This is a genomic window from Klebsiella sp. CSG-1, from assembly GCF_056521145.1.
The window spans coordinates 209,553-226,570 of record NZ_JBWNLD010000005.1; the positions used below are offsets into that span (position 1 = coordinate 209,553).

Sequence of the window (17,018 nt, forward strand, 5' to 3'; positions counted from 1 at the left end):
GGGTTCGGGTGAGGCCTGCCCCTCACCCGAACCCTCTCTCTCCAGTCAGAGAGAGAGGGATTCGTCTCCCGGCGTGGCCGGGACCGTTTACGCTTTGTTGCCTTTCAGCAGCGCCAGCACTTCCTCAACGCTGGTGGTGTGGGTCAGGCGCTCAATCACCGACTCATCATCCAGCGCGTTAGTCAGGCTGGTAATCACATGAATGTGCTCGTTATTGCGTGCCGCGATACCGATAACCAGACGGGCTACGTCATCTTCGTCTTCGCCAAAGCGTACCCCTTCCGGATACTGGCAGAACACCACGCCGGTCTTCAGGACGCGGTCTTTAGCTTCAATCGTGCCGTGTGGTACCGCGATGGACTCGCCCAGATAGGTGGAGGTCAGTTTTTCACGATCCAGCATCGCCTGCACATATTCCGGCTCAACGTAGCCGCCTTTCACCAGCTGCTCGCCCGCAAAGCGGATCGCTTCTTCTTTCGTCGCCGCTTTGCGACCGAGGAAGATATTCTCTGCGCCAAGCTTGAACAGATTTGTGTCGGCGGTATCGAAGCTGTCTTTCAGACTGCCGCGGACTTTCTCTTCGTTGTCAGTATGGCGCTGCGCCGCAACCAGACGCTCGGTCAGGCTGGTGTACAGGCCGCTGTCGAGGAAGTTGGTCAGCGAAATGTGCTGGGCCTGCGGCACCTGGCGCATCGCACGCTCGGTCAGATCGCGGTGGGTAATCACCAGGTCGACATCCGGCGGCAGATTGTTAATCGCGCAGTTGGTGACGGAGATATTGCTCAGCCCCGCATCCTGCACTTTTTTACGCAGCACCCCGGCACCCATGGCGCTGGAACCCATGCCGGCATCGCAGGCGACGATGATTTTGCGCACGTGGCTCAGGTCGTTAGCTACGGTACCTGCAGACAGCGGGGTAGCCGCGCCTTTAGATTCGGCTTTCATATCCTGCATGCGACGAGTCGCCGCATCGATATCATCTTCCTCTTTCACTTTGCTGGTTTTCAGCAGAATGGCGGAGACCACAAAGGAGACGGCCATTGCCGCAATAATTGCCGCGATGTTAGCGAAGTACGCGCCTTTCGGCGTCATCGCCAGCACCGCAAGAATAGAACCCGGGGAAGCAGGAGAAACCAGACCGCCGTTGAGGATAGTCAGAGTGAACACGCCGGTCATACCGCCGAGAATAACGGCAAGGATCAGACGCGGATTCATCAGCACATACGGGAAGTAGATTTCGTGGATACCGCCCAGGAAGTGGATGATTGCGGCACCGCCTGCAGACTGCTTCGCATTACCGCGACCAAAGAACATGTATGCCAGCAGCACGCCCATCCCCGGACCCGGGTTGGCTTCAATCAGGAAGAAGATTGATTTGCCCAGCTCATGAGACTGCTGAATACCCAGCGGCGAGAAGATACCGTGGTTGATAGCGTTGTTCAGGAACAGGATTTTCGCCGGTTCAACGAAGATAGATGCCAGCGGCAGCATGTCATGGACAACCATGAAGTTAACGCCCGCCGCCAGAATTTTGGACAGGACTTCAACCGCCGGGCCAATGCCGAGGAATGCCAGAATCGCGAGGATCATCCCGATAATACCGGCGGAGAAGTTGTTCACCAGCATCTCGAAACCGGACTTAATCTTACCGTCTACCCAGCCATCAAAATGTTTAATCGCCCAGCCGCCCAGCGGACCTGCGATCATGGCGCCGAGGAACATCGGCATGTCCGCGCCGACGATGACGCCCATTGTGGTGATGGCACCGACGACGCCGCCACGCTCACCGCCAATTAATTTACCGCCGGTATAGCCGATAAGCAGCGGCAGCAGGTAGGTGATCATCGGGCCGACTAACTTCGCCAGCGTCTCGTTCGGTAACCACCCTGTCGGTATGAATAATGCGGTGATGATACCCCACGCGATAAACGCGCCGATGTTTGGCATCACCATATTGCTGAGGAAACGACCAAAGCTTTGCACCTTGATCTTGATATCGGATGACATAAAACACCCCTTCTTCTGTTTTGCTTATCGCGTAGGCTAAAAGCCTGAGGCTTGTTGTGAATATGGCGGCAGAGGTCGCCGGACCCTGATTGATAAAGCGAATCTGGCACTGAATGGTTAAACTGTCCAGTCGGTGGGTTTTTGTGTGATTCTGATCACATGAATATAGGTGTCTGACAGCTATTTGTAGTGATGTGCATCACAAAATTGGTGTGCAAAAAAAAGACAATGGGTCAAAATTAGCCTGATTAGGGCAATTAATGTGAATTACATCACATAATATTGTTTTTGGTTTGTCTCTATATTGTGATCATGTTCACAAAAAATAATTCGTTGAATTTTGCAGATGTGATCGCCGGCAAACTCTGCTCCCTCGCTCTGCGGCTGGCGTTGGTCCACAGACTTCACAATGAAAAAACATCATCGGCGGGCCGTATGGAAAAAAGTCAGCATGTGGCTTAAGCTCAAGTTGTAAAGATAAGTATATCGTTCTTCAGGATATATTTTGTCACGCTTAAAAACTTGCAAGGAGAATAACTAAAAACAATACTCCTCGGCCTTAAATTATAAGCGTATTTTTCTTTTACTTAAATTTCATTAATTAATTTGGTTGCTTACCATTTTATATTATTGATGAGCTGTCGTCGTGTTTAGTGAGGCACATATGTTTCTCAACTATTTTGCGTTGGGTGTATTGATCTTCGTTTTTCTGGTTCTCTTTTATGGAATCATTGCAATTCATGATATTCCCTATTTAATGGCCAAAAAACGTAATCATCCCCATGCTGATGCCATCCATACCGCCGGGTGGGTGAGCCTGTTTACGCTGCATGTTATCTGGCCATTCCTGTGGATTTGGGCCACGCTCTATCAACCTGAGCGCGGGTGGGGAATGAAATCTCATATTCCTCCAGCTGAACGCGATCCCGATATCGAAAGGCTTTCACAACGCGTTGCCGAGTTGGAAAAAAGACTGGGTGCGGTGCCATCATCCGCAGATAAAGAGACCCCGGAGCGCTAATCATGGATCTGTTAATTGTATTGACCTATGTAGCGATTGCATGGGCGGTTTTTAAGATATTTCGCATTCCGGTTAACCAGTGGACTTTAGCCACGGCGGCATTAGGCGGCATATTTCTCGTCAGCGCCCTTATTTTATTAATGAACTATAATCATCCTTATACATTTACCGCACAAAAGGCGGTTATTTCTATTCCCATTACGCCGCAGGTGACCGGTATCGTCAGTACCGTGACGGATAAAACGAATCAACGTGTTAATAAGGGTGATGTCCTGTTTACGATTGATCCCGTGCGTTATCAGGCCCGGGTGGACAGACTGCAGGCCGATCTGGTGACCGCGCTGCACAGCATCAACACTCTGAAGGCGCAGCTTTCAGAAGCGCAGGCCAACACGGTACGTGTTTCCGCCGAGCGCGATCGGCTCTACAAGGACTACCAGCGCTATCTGAAAGGCAGCCAGGCGCGGGTCAACCCGTTCTCTGAAAGCGATATCGATAACGCCCGGCAAAACTATCTGGCGCAGGATGCGTTAGTGAAAGCATCCGTTGCCGAGCAGGCGCAGATACAGAGTCAACTGGACAGCATGGTGGGGGGTGAGCAGTCGCAGGTTGTCAGTCTGCGCGCGCAGTTGACGGAGGCGAAATATAACCTCGACCAGACCGTGATTCGCGCGCCAAGCAACGGCTATGTTACCCAGGTGCTGATCCGTCCCGGCACCTATGCGGCAGCGCTGCCGCTGCGCCCGGTGATGGTCTTTATCCCGGAACAAAAACGGCAGATTGTTGCCCAGTTCCGCCAAAACTCGCTGCTGCGACTGAAGCCAGGCGATGATGCCGAAGTGGTCTTTAACGCGCTGCCGGGCCAGGTATTCCATGGCAAGCTGACCAGTATTCTTCCGGTGGTCCCGGGGGGATCTTACCAGGCGCAAGGAGCATTGCAGTCGCTGACGGTCTTACCGGGAACCGATGGCGTCCTGGCGACAATTGAGCTGGATCCCAACGCGGATGTCGACTCGCTGCCGGACGGTATTTATGCCCAGGTGGCGGTCTATTCTGACCACTTCAGCCATGTATCGGTCATGAGAAAGGTCTTGCTACGCATGACCAGCTGGATGCACTACCTCTACCTGGATCATTAATTGCGATGAAGGCAGGCTGACGTTAAGTCTGACCTGCCTTTTGCCTGCGCCTGAACCATACTTACTTTTTTGTTGGCGAAAGGAGCAGGCAATGAAACTGATCGGCAGCTACACCAGTCCCTTTGTACGTAAAATCTCCGTCATTCTGCTGGAGAAAAACCTCCCCTTCGCATTCGTCAATGAATCTCCCTACCACGACGAGAACGGCGTCGGCCAATACAATCCCTTGGGCAAGGTGCCGGTGCTGGTCACCGACGGCGGCGAATGCTGGTATGACTCTCCCATTATCGCGCAATACCTCGATCAGCTCGGCGCGGCGCCGGCAATGGTGCCATCGGACCCGAAAGCGGCGTTGAAAATGCGCCAGCTGGAGGCCCTGGCCGACGGCGTAATGGAGGCGGCGCAGGCACTGGTGCGTGAAAAGAGCCGTCCGGCGGCGCAGCAGTCAGAAAGCGAGCTGCTGCGCCAGCGGGAGAAAGTGACCCGGGGCCTCGATGCGCTGGAAGCCTATGTTGCCGATGGCAGCCTGCGTATCGATGAGGTCAATCTGGCCACGATTTCAGCGGCGTGTGCGATTGCCTATCTAAACTTTCGGCGGGTTGCGCCCGGCTGGTGTGCGACGCGGCCTCAGCTGATTAAGCTGGTCGATGCGCTTTTTCAGCGCGCCAGTTTTGCCCGTACCGAACCGCCAAGGACTTGACCCAGGCAGGTAACAGTTTCCCCCCGGAGACGTTACAATCACCGCTGATTTGTTGACTCCCTCTCCCGTCGGGAGGGGGGTAAATAACTTACCGCCAGGTCCATTCATGACTACCGATATTCGTGCGCTTTACACCCGGCTTCCGGCCACCGACCGTTTGCTTCGCGACCCCGCTTTTTCTGCTGTGCTGGCCCGCTATGGTCATGCTCAGGTGGTGACGCTGCTGCGCCAGATGCTGGAGGAGGCGCGGGAATACATTCGTCAGCAGCAGGCGCTGCCGGGCTGGTGCGATGACTGGCCGCAGGAAACCGGGCGACGGCTGGCGCAAACATTGCAAAGCGCGCTGCGCCCGGTGTTCAATCTCACCGGCACGGTGCTGCATACCAACCTGGGACGCGCAATCCAGGCAGAAACGGCGGTTGATGCCGTCGCCCAGGCGATGCGTGCGCCGGTCACGCTGGAGTACAGCCTGGATGATGCCGGACGCGGCCACCGCGATCGGGCGCTGGCGGAACTGCTGTGCCGCATCACCGGTGCAGAAGATGCCTGTATTGTCAACAATAACGCCGCGGCGGTGCTGCTGATGCTGGCGGCCACCGCCGGCGGTAAAGAGGTGGTGCTCTCGCGCGGCGAGCTGGTGGAGATCGGCGGAGCATTCCGTATTCCCGATGTGATGCGCCAGGCGGGTTGTATCCTGCATGAAGTTGGTACCACCAACCGCACCCATGCGAAAGATTATCGCCAGGCCGTGAATGACAATACCGGGCTATTGATGAAGGTCCATACCAGCAATTACAGCATCGAGGGCTTCACGGCGGCCGTCGATGAAGCCGAGCTGGCGATGATTGGCCGCGAAACGGGTATTCCGGTGGTGGCGGATTTGGGCAGCGGGTCGCTGGTTGATTTGAGCCAGTATGGCCTGCCGAAAGAGCCGATGCCGCAGGAGATGATCGCGGCGGGCGTCAGTCTGGTGAGCTTCTCCGGCGATAAGCTGCTGGGCGGCCCGCAGGCGGGGATTATCGTTGGTGAGAAGGCGATGATTGCCCGTCTGCAGCAGCACCCGCTTAAGCGCGCGCTGCGGGCGGATAAAATGACCCTTGCCGCGCTGGAAGCCACTCTGCGGCTCTATCTGCATCCGGAAACGCTGGCCGATCGGCTGCCCACGCTACGCCTGCTGACCCGCACGGCGGAGGCGATTCAGGCACAGGCGCTGCGCCTGCAGCCATTGCTGGCCGCGCATTACGCGCAGTTTGAGGTGCGGGTGGAGCCCTGTCAGTCGCAAATTGGCAGCGGTTCGCTACCGGTGGACCGTCTGCCTGGGGCGGCGCTGACCTTTACGCCGCGCGATGGTCGAGGCAGTCAGCTGGAGGCGCTGGCGGCCTGTTGGCGTGGGCTGACGATCCCGGTGATCGGACGGATTTACGATGGGCGTCTGTGGCTGGACTTGCGCTGTCTTGAAGATGAACCCCGGTTTATGGAGATGTTATTACAATGATTATTGCCACTGCCGGACATGTTGACCACGGCAAAACGACGCTGCTGCAGGCGATCACCGGCGTTAATGCCGACCGTCTGCCGGAAGAGAAATCACGCGGGATGACGATCGATCTGGGGTACGCCTACTGGCCACAGCCCGACGGTCGCGTGCTGGGGTTTATCGATGTGCCTGGCCACGAAAAGTTTTTGTCTAACATGCTGGCGGGGGTGGGCGGTATTGACCACGCGCTGCTGGTGGTGGCCTGCGATGATGGCGTGATGGCGCAGACCCGCGAGCATCTGGCCATCCTGCAGCTGACGGGAAAGCCGTCGCTGACGGTGGCGTTGACTAAGGCCGATCGCGTTGATGGGGCGCGCGTGAGCGAGGTGCGTGCCGAGGTGGCCGCGGTGCTGGCCGAATTTGGCTTTACCCACGCCACGCTGTTTGCCACGGCGGCGACGAAAAACCGGGGGGTCGACGAGCTACGCGCGCATCTGCGCCAGCTGCCTGAACGCACCCACCCACAGCATCAGCGTTTTCGCCTGGCTATCGATCGCGCCTTCACCGTAAAAGGAGCGGGCCTGGTGGTGACCGGCACCGCGCTCAGCGGCGAGGTCAACGTCGGCGATACGCTATGGCTGACCGGGGTGGATAAGCCGATGCGCGTGCGCGGGCTGCATGCGCAAAACCAGCCGGTCGACCGGGCGCGGGCCGGTCAGCGAATTGCGCTGAACATTGTCGGCGATGCGCAGAAAGAGGCGCTCAATCGCGGCGACTGGCTGCTGTCCGTTCAGCCTCCCGAAGCGTCCGGGCGGGTGATTGTTGAACTACAGTGCCATACGCCGTTGACGCAATGGCAGTCTTTGCATATCCATCATGCCGCCAGCCATATTACCGGACGCGTCTCGCTGCTGGAGGGGAATCTCGCCGAACTGGTACTCGATACTCCGCTGTGGCTGGCAGATAACGACCGCCTGGTGCTGCGCGATATCTCCGCCCGCGTTACCCTGGCGGGTGCCCGCGTGGTGACGCTAAATCCGCCGCGGCGCGGCAAACGGAAAGCGGAATATCTGCAGTGGCTCCATGCGCTAGCGGCGGCTGCGGATGATGCCCAGGCGCTGGAGACGCACCTGCAGCGCGACGCGGTACGTCTGGATGAATTTGCCTGGGCCCGTCAGCTGAACGAAAATGGCCTGGCGGCGCTGACCCGCAACGCCGGCTATCTGCAGGCCGGTTATAACCTGCTCAGCCCTGCGCTGGCGGCGCGCTGGCAGACAAAACTCCTTGATGCGCTGGCGCGCTATCACGATCAGCATCGCGACGAGCCTGGACCGGGCCGCGAACGTCTGCGGCGTATTGCGCTGCCGATGGAGGACGAAGCGCTGGTACTGCTGCTGATTGAGCAGATGCGCGCCAGTGGGACTATCGACAGCCATCACGGATGGTTGCATCTGCCGGAACACAAAGCGGGCTTTACCGAGGAGCAGCAGGCCATCTGGCTACGGGTTGCCGACCTGTTTGCCGATGAGCCATGGTGGGTGCGCGACCTGGCGAAAGAGGCGGGCGTTGAAGAGGCGCTGATGCGCGCGGTGCTGCGTCAGGCGGCGCAGCAGGGCATGATTACCGCGATCGTCAAAGATCGTTATTATCGCAACGATCGGATCGTGGCCTTTGCCAGAATGATCCGCGAGTTGGATCAGCTACGCGGTTCAACCTGCGCGGCAGATTTCCGCGATACGCTGAACGTCGGGCGTAAACTGGCGATTCAAATTCTTGAATATTTCGACCGGATTGGCTTTACCCGCCGTCGTGGTAATGACCATATTCTGCGCGATAAAGCCTTGTTTCTTTAAGTCTCTTCAGGTGACCGGGCCAGCCTGCGCTGCCCGGTCAGCGTAGCGCCGGCGCGGATGTTTAGGTTGAACTCCCTCGGGGCGCGGCACTACCTCCCGCGTTTATTCGTCCGTTTCTTTCACCCAGATGCGCATTTCTCCTTCGCCGCGATTCGCCCAGCTAAACCACGGAACAAAGGTTAAGGTCTGCGGCTGGCGCGTGGCCGGCGTGTGGTCATAACTCCACAGCGCCTGGCTTTGCGCATTCTCCGCCGTTTGCTTATAACCCGGCGCCTGAAGAAGCACCTTATGCGCAAACATACCTTTTCCTGCAAAAGCGCTGAACCGGGCGTTACGCGGCAGCTGCAGGTTATGCAACTGTTCGCCGTTGTCCGCCTGTTCCAGACAATAGACCAATGGACCTCGCTGTACGGCGACCTGGCCGGCCTGATGGCGCACCAGCGGATTACCGTAGACGCGGCGCACCGGCATCGGTAGCGTTAGCAGCAGAGTGTCGCCTTCCTGCCAGCGATGGTGGATGTGCAGATAGCCTTTGCGGACATCCCGTGAAACCGCCACGCCGTTCAGCGTCACCTGCGGGTTATCGCACCAGTCTGGCAGGCGCAGCGCGAGGGTATGCTTGACCGACATGGAGGAGTCAATGGTGATTTTTACCTGCTCCTGCCACGGATAGTTGCCGCTGATGCACAGCCGCAATGTCTTATCGCCCACCGGGATCTCTGCATGGTTGCCGATATACAGATTGATATAGAGCGCCTCTGCATGCGGCGTGTAGATGTAGTGTCCCAGCGACGTGAGTACGCGGGCGATATTCGGCGGGCAGCAGGCGCAGCCGAACCAGCGCTGACGAACAGGCTTCACGTGGTCGTAAATATGGTTAAATTTCAATGATTTTGGGTGGACCTCCAGCGGATTGACGTAGAAAAAGTGCTTACCGTCCAGCGCCATTCCGCCCAGCACGGTGTTATACAGCGCGCGCTCCATTACGTCGGCATACTGACTGTCGGCTTCCATCTCCAGCATCCGGCGGGCAAACATCATCAGGCCAATGGAGGCGCAGCTTTCGGCATACACCGTATCGTTTGGCAGGTCGTAGTCGCTGCTGAAGGCCTCTCCGCTGCTCTGCGAACCGATGCCGCCGGTGATATACAGCTGGCGCCGGGCCATGTTCTGCCACAGCCGCAGGCAGTCCCGGCGCTTGCCCTCGTCCTGGCTTAAACGGGCGAGATGGGCAACGCCGGTCATCAGGTAGACAAAGCGCACCGCATGACCGATGGCGACAGGCTGTTCAGCGATCGGTTGGTGCGCCTGGCTATAGGGCTTATCCATCACCATCCATGCCGGGCCGTAGGTATTCCAGTAGGAGGTTTTGCCGCGCTTTTCATATTCGATATCGTAAAAATGCGGCTGTGTTCCGCGCTCCTCAACGAAATAGTTCGTCAACGCCAGGTAGCGAGGTTGCTGGGTGACGTCATACAGGCGCATCAATGCCAGCTCAATTTCCGGGTGCCCGGGATAGCCGTGTAGCTGATGTTCTCCGGGGCCAAACACGCTGTCGATATGGTCCGCCAGGCGACAGACCACCTCCAGCAGGCGGCGTTTGCCGGTGGCCTGGAAGAAGGCGACGCCAGCTTCAATCATGTGCCCGGCACAGTAAAGCTCGTGGCACTCGGCGAGATTTGTCCAGCGTTGCGCTGGAGCTTTGACCGTGAAGTAGGTATTCAGGTAGCCATCTTCGCACTGGGCGTCAGCCACCAGTTCAATCACTTCATCAGCGGTCTTTTCCAGCTCGCTATCTGGCTTCTGGCACAGCGACCAGGCGACGGCTTCCAGCCATTTCGCCACGTCACTGTCCTGAAAAACCATACCGTAAAATTCGCCTTGCTGACGCCCGGCGGCGATACGGAAGTTTTCTATCGCATGGCTCGGATCGGCCTCGTCGATGCGGTCGTTAAGCGCATCCCACTGGTAGGGGATCACCACATCGCGCACCAGCTGCTGGTACTGACCGAGGAATGGATCGGTGATTTTCAGTTTGTGCAGATCGACTTCCATAACAGACATGACGGACTCCTTAGGGCTGAACGTGGCGCGTGCGCAGGTCGCTGGCAATGCGCGCCATCATCGGATTATTGAGTTTGCAGGCGCGGATCGCGAAGGCGAGCAGCAGATGGAAAAGTGCGGGCAGCAGGGTTTCCATTGTGGTGATACCGGCCAGCGATGATGCCGTCTGATTATCGGCGCCCGGCTGATAGGCCACGTAAATAAACACGAGGCTGATGATGCCGGCGCTGGAAGCCCATGCCAGCTTAATGAAGAACAGGTTAAAGGCGAAGTTCATGCCGGAAGAGCGCACGCCGGTCTTCCATTCGCCGTAGTCATCGGAGAAGGCCATCAGCGAGAAGTGCAGCGGCAAAGTGAAGCCGAGAATAATACCGTTGCCGAGGATCACTCCCAGCCACAGGGTCTGGTAGGCCGGGCCGGTGGGTAAAAACCACATCACGACGGCAAGCGCCGCTAACACCAGGTTGGTGTGGTAGTAGAGGGTGACGGTATCAAAACGGCGGGATAACAGGTTGATGATGACGGCGCCGAAAATAGAGGCAAAGGTCACCATAGTGAAAAACAGGGAGGTATAGCCAGTTGAACCGCCAAGGACGTAGGTGATGAAGTACATGTAGCCGCCGCCACGGATATTAAAAACGTTGATCAGCAGGAACGACATCACCAGCATCAGCAGCAGCTGGTCGTTTTTACGCAGACCGGCAATATGTTCGCGCAGGGTAAATTTGCCCATCACATCCAGTGAGACACGTTCGCGAACCCAGAAGAAACAGCACAGGAACATCACCACCGCAATGGCACAGAGTACGCCAACGCCATACTGATAGCCCTGAGCGGTATTTCCCTGGCCCAGCGCTTTCACCAGCCACGGTAGCCCCACGGAGACCAAAAATCCTGCCACGCCGCATAATACAAAACGCCACGCCTGGCATGAGATCACTTCACTATGACGAGTGGTCATGGTGTTGATAAGCGCGCAGTACGGCACATTGATTGCGGTATAGCTGACCGATAGCAGCAGATAGGTCCCGAATGCCCAGGCAATTTTTACTCCCATACTGGCGTCCGGTACGGTAAAGGTGAGTACGCCAACGATGCCGATAGGCACGGCTATCCACAGCTGCCAGGGACGAAAACGTCCCCAGCGACTTTGGGTGCGGTCGGCAAGAACGCCCATGATCGGGTCGGAAATGGCGTCAAAAACGCGCAGCGCGAGGAACAGCGTTCCGACCAGTGCGGGCGTCAACCCAAAAACATCGGTATAGAAAAACGTGAGAAAGTTCATTATCAGGCAGGTAATGACCGTCCCGCCGGCATCGCCCAGTCCGTAACCTATTTTTTCACGGAGGGATAATTTTTCGTTTTGTGCACGTAGTGCCAAATCGTTGGTCGTAATCGGAGCCGAAGTCATAAATAACTCCCGGAGATGATATGCGGAAAATAACCCACTTAATCGCGGGTTTTATTGTGTAATTTGCAAAGTACGGTATTTATTCTGCACGAAATACAGGTACCAACAAGGGAAGGGAAAAGTATAAAAAGATGACGATTCCGACTTCATCGTAAAAGTGTGATTTCGATCCGATATGATGCGCTTTTATCGTTAATAATCAGATATAAACAGAGTTATAAGTGGCGCAAAAAGCGAGAAATTGAATATCTATGCTTGAATTATCCATGTCTCTTCCGATTAAAGTACAAAATGGTGGGTTATTTATTTCCCGGGGTATTGGTAGCCATCCGGCGCGACGGCTTCTTTCCTGGGAGCTCATTTTTGTCGAAAAAGGGATATTAACGATTCGCGAAGAAAATCAAATATTCAGGGTGAATGCCGGAGAAAGTTTACTGCTTTGGCCGCAGCGTTCACATGTCGGTATTGACCCGTTCCCGGCGGATTTAAAATTCTACTGGTTGCATTTTGAAGTGATGCCGGATGAGGGCGATTTGACTCCCAAAGCGCCGCTGTCTATCCCACAGCACTCCCGGGTGAGTGAGCCGCAGTATATTATTTCTCTGTTCAGGCAATTCTTGCGTGAGCAGGAAAATATCCACCGTAGCACGGCACTGGAATTGATTCTGCTGCTCATTCTGCAACAAATCTCGGCAGCCGCAAGCGAGCAGACAACGGATAGTCCCGGGAATGCGCTGGCGTGGAAAGCGCAGCAAATCATTCATACCCGGTTTCATTTACCGGTTTCCGCTTCAACCTTAGCGAAAGAGCTGCACTGTAACGCCGATTATCTGGGACGCGTTTATCGTCATGTTTTTCGGCTGACGCTCACTGAAGCGCTGCACCGCCAACGGGTGAGGGCCGCGGAAAAGTTGCTCATCAGCGACTCCTTGTCGCTGACCGAAGTAGCAATGAAATGCGGCTTCAATGATGTCGGCTATTTCCGCAAAATTTTCCGTAAACATACCAGCCTGACGCCGGCGGCGTGGAAGCGTCGTTACTGTAAGGAGCATATTAACTCGGCGTAGGCGAGGCATCCCCCAGACGGGAAGCGTCTTTGCCATACGCGCTATCTTTTCCCGTCGTCATTGCTTACGGCAGGAAGACTCAGGCAAATGACTAAAATTCCCCGGCGAGAGGTAAAAAAAGGGCTGATTCCATTCAGGATCAAGGCGCGGGGACCGCGTTTTCTGGCACGCTGCTTTTTTATCCTCAATGGAGCAGCGGATGAACCGTTTTATCATCGCGGATGCACAAAAATGTATTGGCTGCCGGACCTGTGAAGTGGCCTGCGTGGTCTCGCATCAGCACGATCAAAGCTGTACCACGGTTTCTGCGCCGCAGTTTGCGCCCCGTATCCGGGTGGTGAAAAGTGACGAGCTGTCGACGGCCACGCTGTGTCGCCAGTGTGAAGATGCACCTTGTGCAAATGTCTGCCCGGTTGACGCCATTCAACGTGAAAATGCCGCCTGGTACGTTGACCAGCGTCGCTGTATCGGCTGTAAAAGCTGCATGGTCGCCTGCCCTTATGGCGCAATAACCGTCATGTTGACCGGGGAGGGCGTGCAGGCGCTGAAATGCGATTTATGCCGCCATCGCGCGGAGGGTCCTGCCTGTATTGCCGCGTGTCCGACTCAGGCGTTGCGCTGCCTGGAAGGTGCGGAGCTGGAGCGACTGAGCGCGCAGCGGCGTCGGCGAATGGCGCTGGCGATGTAGGCGTGCGAGAGGCCCGGATAGCGGCACCAATACGCCTTAGTCGGGCGATATGGCCCGCCGTCCGGCAGGCCATAAGAGGTCGGGGTTACGCTTTGTGAGCAGGCGTTACGCGTGCGCTTCGCCCCAGGCCCGCTCAATCTCTTCGGCGAGGATTTGCACCCCCGCTTCGATTTTTTGCGGATCCGGCACGTAGTTCATACGCATGCACTGGTGGGTGTGCGGCCAGGGTTTATCCAGCCCCGGGAAGAAGTAGTCGCCCGGCACCATCAATACGCCGCGTTTTTTCAGCCGCTGGTACAGCAGTTCGGTGGAGATCGGCAGATCTTTAAACCACAGCCAGAGGAAAATCGCCCCTTCAGGTTTATGAATCAGGCAGCGATCTTCCGGCAGATAGCGGCGAATAATGGCGATAGTTTCCTGTACGCGCTGGTAGTAGAACGGCTTGATGACCGTTTCTGACAGGCGCAGCAGGTCATGGCGTTTGATCATTTCGCACATCATCGCCGGCCCCATTCCGCCGGGCGCAAGGCTGATAATCCCGTTCATGTTGCTGATGGCGGTAATGATTTTCTCATTGGCCACGATGATCCCGCAGCGACTGCCCGGCAGGCCCAGCTTGGACAGGCTCATACACAGTACAATATTCGGGTTCCAGAGCGGCCTGGCGTCGCTGAAAATAATTCCCGGGAAAGGCACGCCATACGCGTTATCAATGACCAGCGGAACGCCGTGTTGGTGGGCCAGCGCATCCAGCTTGATCAGCTCTTCGTCAGTGATCACGTTACCGGTCGGGTTGGTCGGGCGAGAGACGCAAATCATCCCTGTCTCTTCCGTGACCTGCAGGTGTTCAAAATCGACGTGGTATTTAAACTGGCCTTCTGGCAGCAACTCAATATTCGGGCGGGTGGCGACAAACAGATCCTCTTCGAGACCCGAGTCGGCGTAGCCGATATATTCCGGCGTCAGCGGGAACAGGACTTTGCGGGTGGTGCCATCCGCACGGCGTCCGGCAAAGAGGTTAAACAAGTAGAAAAATGCACTCTGACTGCCATTTGTTAGCGCAATATTCTGTGGTTCAATCTCCCAGCCCAGTTCTTCGCGCAGCATCTGCGCCAGCACGGTCAGAAGCTCGCTTTTTCCCTGCGGACCGTCGTAATTACAAAGCGCATCAAGGGCTTTGCCGTTGGCGAGCATGTCAGCCAGCAGGGTCTGGAAGTATTCGTTCATTTCCGGGATCTGCGCGGGATTACCGCCGCCCAGCATGATTGCGCCCGGAGTGCGCAGGCCGTCATTGAGGTCTTCCATCAAGCGGGTGATGCCTGAATGACGGGTGAATTTGTCGCCGAAAAGTGAAAATGTCATTGCGGATAATCTATCGGTCTTCCTGGAAAGTGGGTAACCATAACGCCAGCTTCGATGCGGTGCAAATCGGCAGGAATGTCGAAGATTTCATTTTTATGCTGGATTATCGATAGATATTAGTTTTTTATTCTGTAAAGGCTCCCCGGGGAGACCGGAGAGCCATCAGAAAAGGGGTTATCGTTGGCCTGCCCATACCACCATGACTTTGTCATCGGCGTTTTCACGGACGAAACCGTAACCTTGCGGCATAGAGAGCGTGGTTTGTTTGCCCATCCCGATTGCCGGGTGGCGGGCGCGGAACTGGCCGAGCTTCTGCCAGTGGGTGACGCTGAGCGCGGCTTTACCCTCGACGTCCTGCCAGTTCATATCCGAACGTGTCCCCTGCAGCGGATCTGAGCCGGTAGGCCCGAACGGCCGCGCGGACTCATCGCCATAGAAGAGCTGTACCGCGCCTGGCGCGAGCAGCAGCAGTTCTGCCGCGGTGCTGCCGCCTTCGCGGAACAGACGCGTGTCGTGGGATGAGAGATAGCTCAGAACGTTAAACGTCTGCAGTTTATCCGCCATCTGCTGCCAGGTCAGGTCAATACTGGAGAGACAGCCTGATGCTTTCGCCGCCTGATCCTGGTAGTCGAAGTTAATCATCGCATCAAAACCGTGGCGGTAGTAATCGCTCTGCATCACCCCATGGCCCCAGGCTTCACCGGTCATCCAGAACGGCGCGTTATCCAGCGCTTTATCCGGATTGGCCTTTTTCCATTCCGCCAGCGCCGCAGTGGCCTGGGTTTTCAACTGTTGCCAGGCGGCCTGCTCGACGTGTTTGGCGGTATCGACGCGGAAACCGTCAATGCCGTAATCACGTACCCACTGACTCAACCAGTGGGTCAGATAATCGCGCGGCGTATAGCCTGGAATCACTTTTGCCGCCGTATCAGGCTTTTGTTGATAGAAATTCGGCAGCCCGGAAGGGGTGGTCGATTCGGTTTTCAGATCCGGCAGGAAGGCCAGGGACATGGTCAGATCGTCAAAGCCGGGGTTGTCGTAGTCGCCGATATCGGTACGAATCCACTTTTTCCCCCACCATTTTTCCCAGCCGGCTTTATCGCTGAAGTTGATGTAGTCGTTGAAGCTGTGCCAGGTCTGGCCCGGGCCGGGTTTCCAGTTGGTCCAGTGTTCCCCGAGCGTTTTTTTCAACTCGTCGCCCTGCAGATACAGCGAGCCGAATTTGAACTCCTGCATATCGGCGAGGGTGGCATAGCCAGTGTGGTTCATCACCACATCGAACAGGATGCGGATACCGCGCTTGTGCGCCTCATCGACAAGGCGACGCAAATCCTCCTCGGTACCCATATTGGCATCCAGCTTTGTCCAGTCCTGGGCGTAGTAGCCGTGATAGGCGTAATGCGGGAAATCGCCCTTGGTTCCGCCGCCGACCCAGCCGTGAATTTGTTCCAGCGGCGAGCTTATCCACAGCGCGTTAACGCCTAACTCTTTCAGGTAGTCGAGTTTGCTGGTCAGCCCTTGCAGGTCGCCGCCGTGGAAGGTGCCGATTTCCTGCATACCGTCTTTGTGCCGCCCATAACTGTTGTCGTTGGCCGGGTTGCCGTTGACGAAACGGTCGGTCAGCACGAAATAGACCGTGGCGTTATGCCAGTTGAAGGGGGCGTCGGCGGTGGTGTCTGCCCGCTCAAGGAGCAGTAAACCGTTGCTGTTGGGGGCCGGCTGCAGCGTAATTTTCCCGGCGCTGACCGTGGCGACATTGCCGCTGTAGAAATCACGGACTTTGCTGCCCTCGGCAAAGGTCTTGCTGACATCCAGCGTTAGCGGCTTACCATCCCATTTTGGACACTGACGCAGCTGCGGCGCGGAAGCTGTCGCCGCCTCTTTTTCCTCCAGAGAAAGCATCAGCGTCGGCGTACCGGAGCGGGTATCCACTTCAAGCGTGTAGCGACCTTCGCGGAAGACCCGCCATTGTGCCGGGGTGCCGCGGCAGGGTTCCATGGACAGCATCTGGTTGAGTTTGATGGCTCCGACGGGCTGCCAGCACTGTTGGTCAAAATTAATTTGTAGCGGACGTGTACCCTTCGCCACCTCGTTTTGACTGATAAACCTGCCGGTGCCCTCTTCGGTAAAGGCCGGGAAATCGGCGGTGGTCCAGGCGGCGAAGGCCATTCCTGGCAACAAGAGCGACGCGAGCGCAGCGAGTTTCATTCTGGAGTCCTGTGAGCGGTT

12 protein-coding genes are annotated in these 17,018 nt (G+C 56.5%); 7 read left to right on the top strand and 5 right to left on the bottom strand.

Annotated features, from left to right (window positions below; genetic code table 11):
* Positions 1 to 87 precede the first annotated feature (87 nt).
* Complete coding sequence (gene mtlA / locus AC007G_RS14310) at positions 88 to 2,007, bottom strand: PTS mannitol transporter subunit IICBA (RefSeq protein WP_032690291.1); 1,920 nt, start codon at positions 2,005 to 2,007, stop codon at positions 88 to 90.
* A gap of 664 nt (positions 2,008 to 2,671) precedes the next feature.
* Here mtlA and AC007G_RS14315 point away from each other — a divergent pair.
* The 5 genes from AC007G_RS14315 (at position 2,672) to selB (ending at position 8,197) form a co-directional block, all read left to right on the top strand.
* Complete coding sequence (locus AC007G_RS14315) at positions 2,672 to 3,028, top strand: DUF3302 domain-containing protein (protein ID WP_032696998.1); 357 nt, start codon at positions 2,672 to 2,674, stop codon at positions 3,026 to 3,028.
* Between the two features lie 2 nt (positions 3,029 to 3,030).
* On the top strand, positions 3,031 to 4,167 hold the full coding sequence (locus AC007G_RS14320) for an HlyD family secretion protein (protein ID WP_032690292.1): 1,137 nt from the start codon (positions 3,031 to 3,033) through the stop codon (positions 4,165 to 4,167).
* Between the two features lie 91 nt (positions 4,168 to 4,258).
* Entirely contained in the window at positions 4,259 to 4,867 is a 609-nt protein-coding gene (locus AC007G_RS14325) for a glutathione S-transferase (RefSeq protein WP_032696996.1), read from the top strand.
* A 106-nt stretch (positions 4,868 to 4,973) separates the two neighbouring features.
* Complete coding sequence (selA, locus tag AC007G_RS14330) at positions 4,974 to 6,362, top strand: L-seryl-tRNA(Sec) selenium transferase (RefSeq protein ID WP_047663589.1); 1,389 nt, start codon at positions 4,974 to 4,976, stop codon at positions 6,360 to 6,362.
* Positions 6,359 to 8,197, top strand: a complete 1,839-nt coding sequence (gene selB, locus AC007G_RS14335) for a selenocysteine-specific translation elongation factor (protein WP_142630261.1) — start codon at positions 6,359 to 6,361, stop codon at positions 8,195 to 8,197. The genes selA and selB overlap by 4 nt, the downstream gene beginning before the upstream one ends.
* A gap of 102 nt (positions 8,198 to 8,299) precedes the next feature.
* On the opposite strand, the gene AC007G_RS14340 is transcribed toward selB, so the two are convergent.
* Both AC007G_RS14340 and AC007G_RS14345 read right to left on the bottom strand, forming a co-directional pair.
* The gene (locus AC007G_RS14340; protein WP_142630262.1) at positions 8,300 to 10,261 is read right to left on the bottom strand and encodes a glycoside hydrolase family 127 protein; all 1,962 of its coding nucleotides are present in this window, start codon (positions 10,259 to 10,261) and stop codon (positions 8,300 to 8,302) included.
* 10 nt (positions 10,262 to 10,271) lie between these two features.
* Positions 10,272 to 11,672, bottom strand: a complete 1,401-nt coding sequence (locus tag AC007G_RS14345) for an MFS transporter (protein WP_142630264.1) — start codon at positions 11,670 to 11,672, stop codon at positions 10,272 to 10,274.
* A gap of 251 nt (positions 11,673 to 11,923) precedes the next feature.
* Here AC007G_RS14345 and AC007G_RS14350 point away from each other — a divergent pair, with 251 nt between their 5' ends.
* A complete protein-coding gene (locus AC007G_RS14350) occupies positions 11,924 to 12,739 on the top strand; it encodes an AraC family transcriptional regulator (RefSeq protein ID WP_032696991.1) in 816 nt (271 codons plus the stop codon).
* Positions 12,740 to 12,938: 199 nt separating this feature from the next.
* A complete protein-coding gene (locus AC007G_RS14355) occupies positions 12,939 to 13,427 on the top strand; it encodes a 4Fe-4S binding protein (RefSeq protein ID WP_032690299.1) in 489 nt (162 codons plus the stop codon).
* Positions 13,428 to 13,532: 105 nt separating this feature from the next.
* Here the strand turns inward: AC007G_RS14355 and avtA are convergent, their stop codons facing one another.
* The gene (gene avtA / locus AC007G_RS14360) at positions 13,533 to 14,789 is read right to left on the bottom strand and encodes a valine--pyruvate transaminase (RefSeq protein WP_032696989.1); all 1,257 of its coding nucleotides are present in this window, start codon (positions 14,787 to 14,789) and stop codon (positions 13,533 to 13,535) included.
* Between the two features lie 174 nt (positions 14,790 to 14,963).
* Entirely contained in the window at positions 14,964 to 16,997 is a 2,034-nt protein-coding gene (locus tag AC007G_RS14365) for an alpha-amylase (protein ID WP_032690301.1), read from the bottom strand.
* Positions 16,998 to 17,018 lie beyond the last annotated feature (21 nt).

Coding starts and splice junctions, on each gene's coding strand:
- AC007G_RS14340 (WP_142630262.1), bottom strand. CDS start 10,261: ATGTCTGTTATGGAAGTCGATCTGCACAAACTGAAAATCACCGATCCA.
- AC007G_RS14355 (WP_032690299.1), top strand. CDS start 12,939: ATGAACCGTTTTATCATCGCGGATGCACAAAAATGTATTGGCTGCCGG.
- AC007G_RS14350 (WP_032696991.1), top strand. CDS start 11,924: ATGCTTGAATTATCCATGTCTCTTCCGATTAAAGTACAAAATGGTGGG.
- AC007G_RS14345 (WP_142630264.1), bottom strand. CDS start 11,672: ATGACTTCGGCTCCGATTACGACCAACGATTTGGCACTACGTGCACAA.
- selB (WP_142630261.1), top strand. CDS start 6,359: ATGATTATTGCCACTGCCGGACATGTTGACCACGGCAAAACGACGCTG.
- selA (WP_047663589.1), top strand. CDS start 4,974: ATGACTACCGATATTCGTGCGCTTTACACCCGGCTTCCGGCCACCGAC.
- AC007G_RS14365 (WP_032690301.1), bottom strand. CDS start 16,997: ATGAAACTCGCTGCGCTCGCGTCGCTCTTGTTGCCAGGAATGGCCTTC.
- avtA (WP_032696989.1), bottom strand. CDS start 14,789: ATGACATTTTCACTTTTCGGCGACAAATTCACCCGTCATTCAGGCATC.
- AC007G_RS14320 (WP_032690292.1), top strand. CDS start 3,031: ATGGATCTGTTAATTGTATTGACCTATGTAGCGATTGCATGGGCGGTT.
- mtlA (WP_032690291.1), bottom strand. CDS start 2,007: ATGTCATCCGATATCAAGATCAAGGTGCAAAGCTTTGGTCGTTTCCTC.
- AC007G_RS14325 (WP_032696996.1), top strand. CDS start 4,259: ATGAAACTGATCGGCAGCTACACCAGTCCCTTTGTACGTAAAATCTCC.
- AC007G_RS14315 (WP_032696998.1), top strand. CDS start 2,672: ATGTTTCTCAACTATTTTGCGTTGGGTGTATTGATCTTCGTTTTTCTG.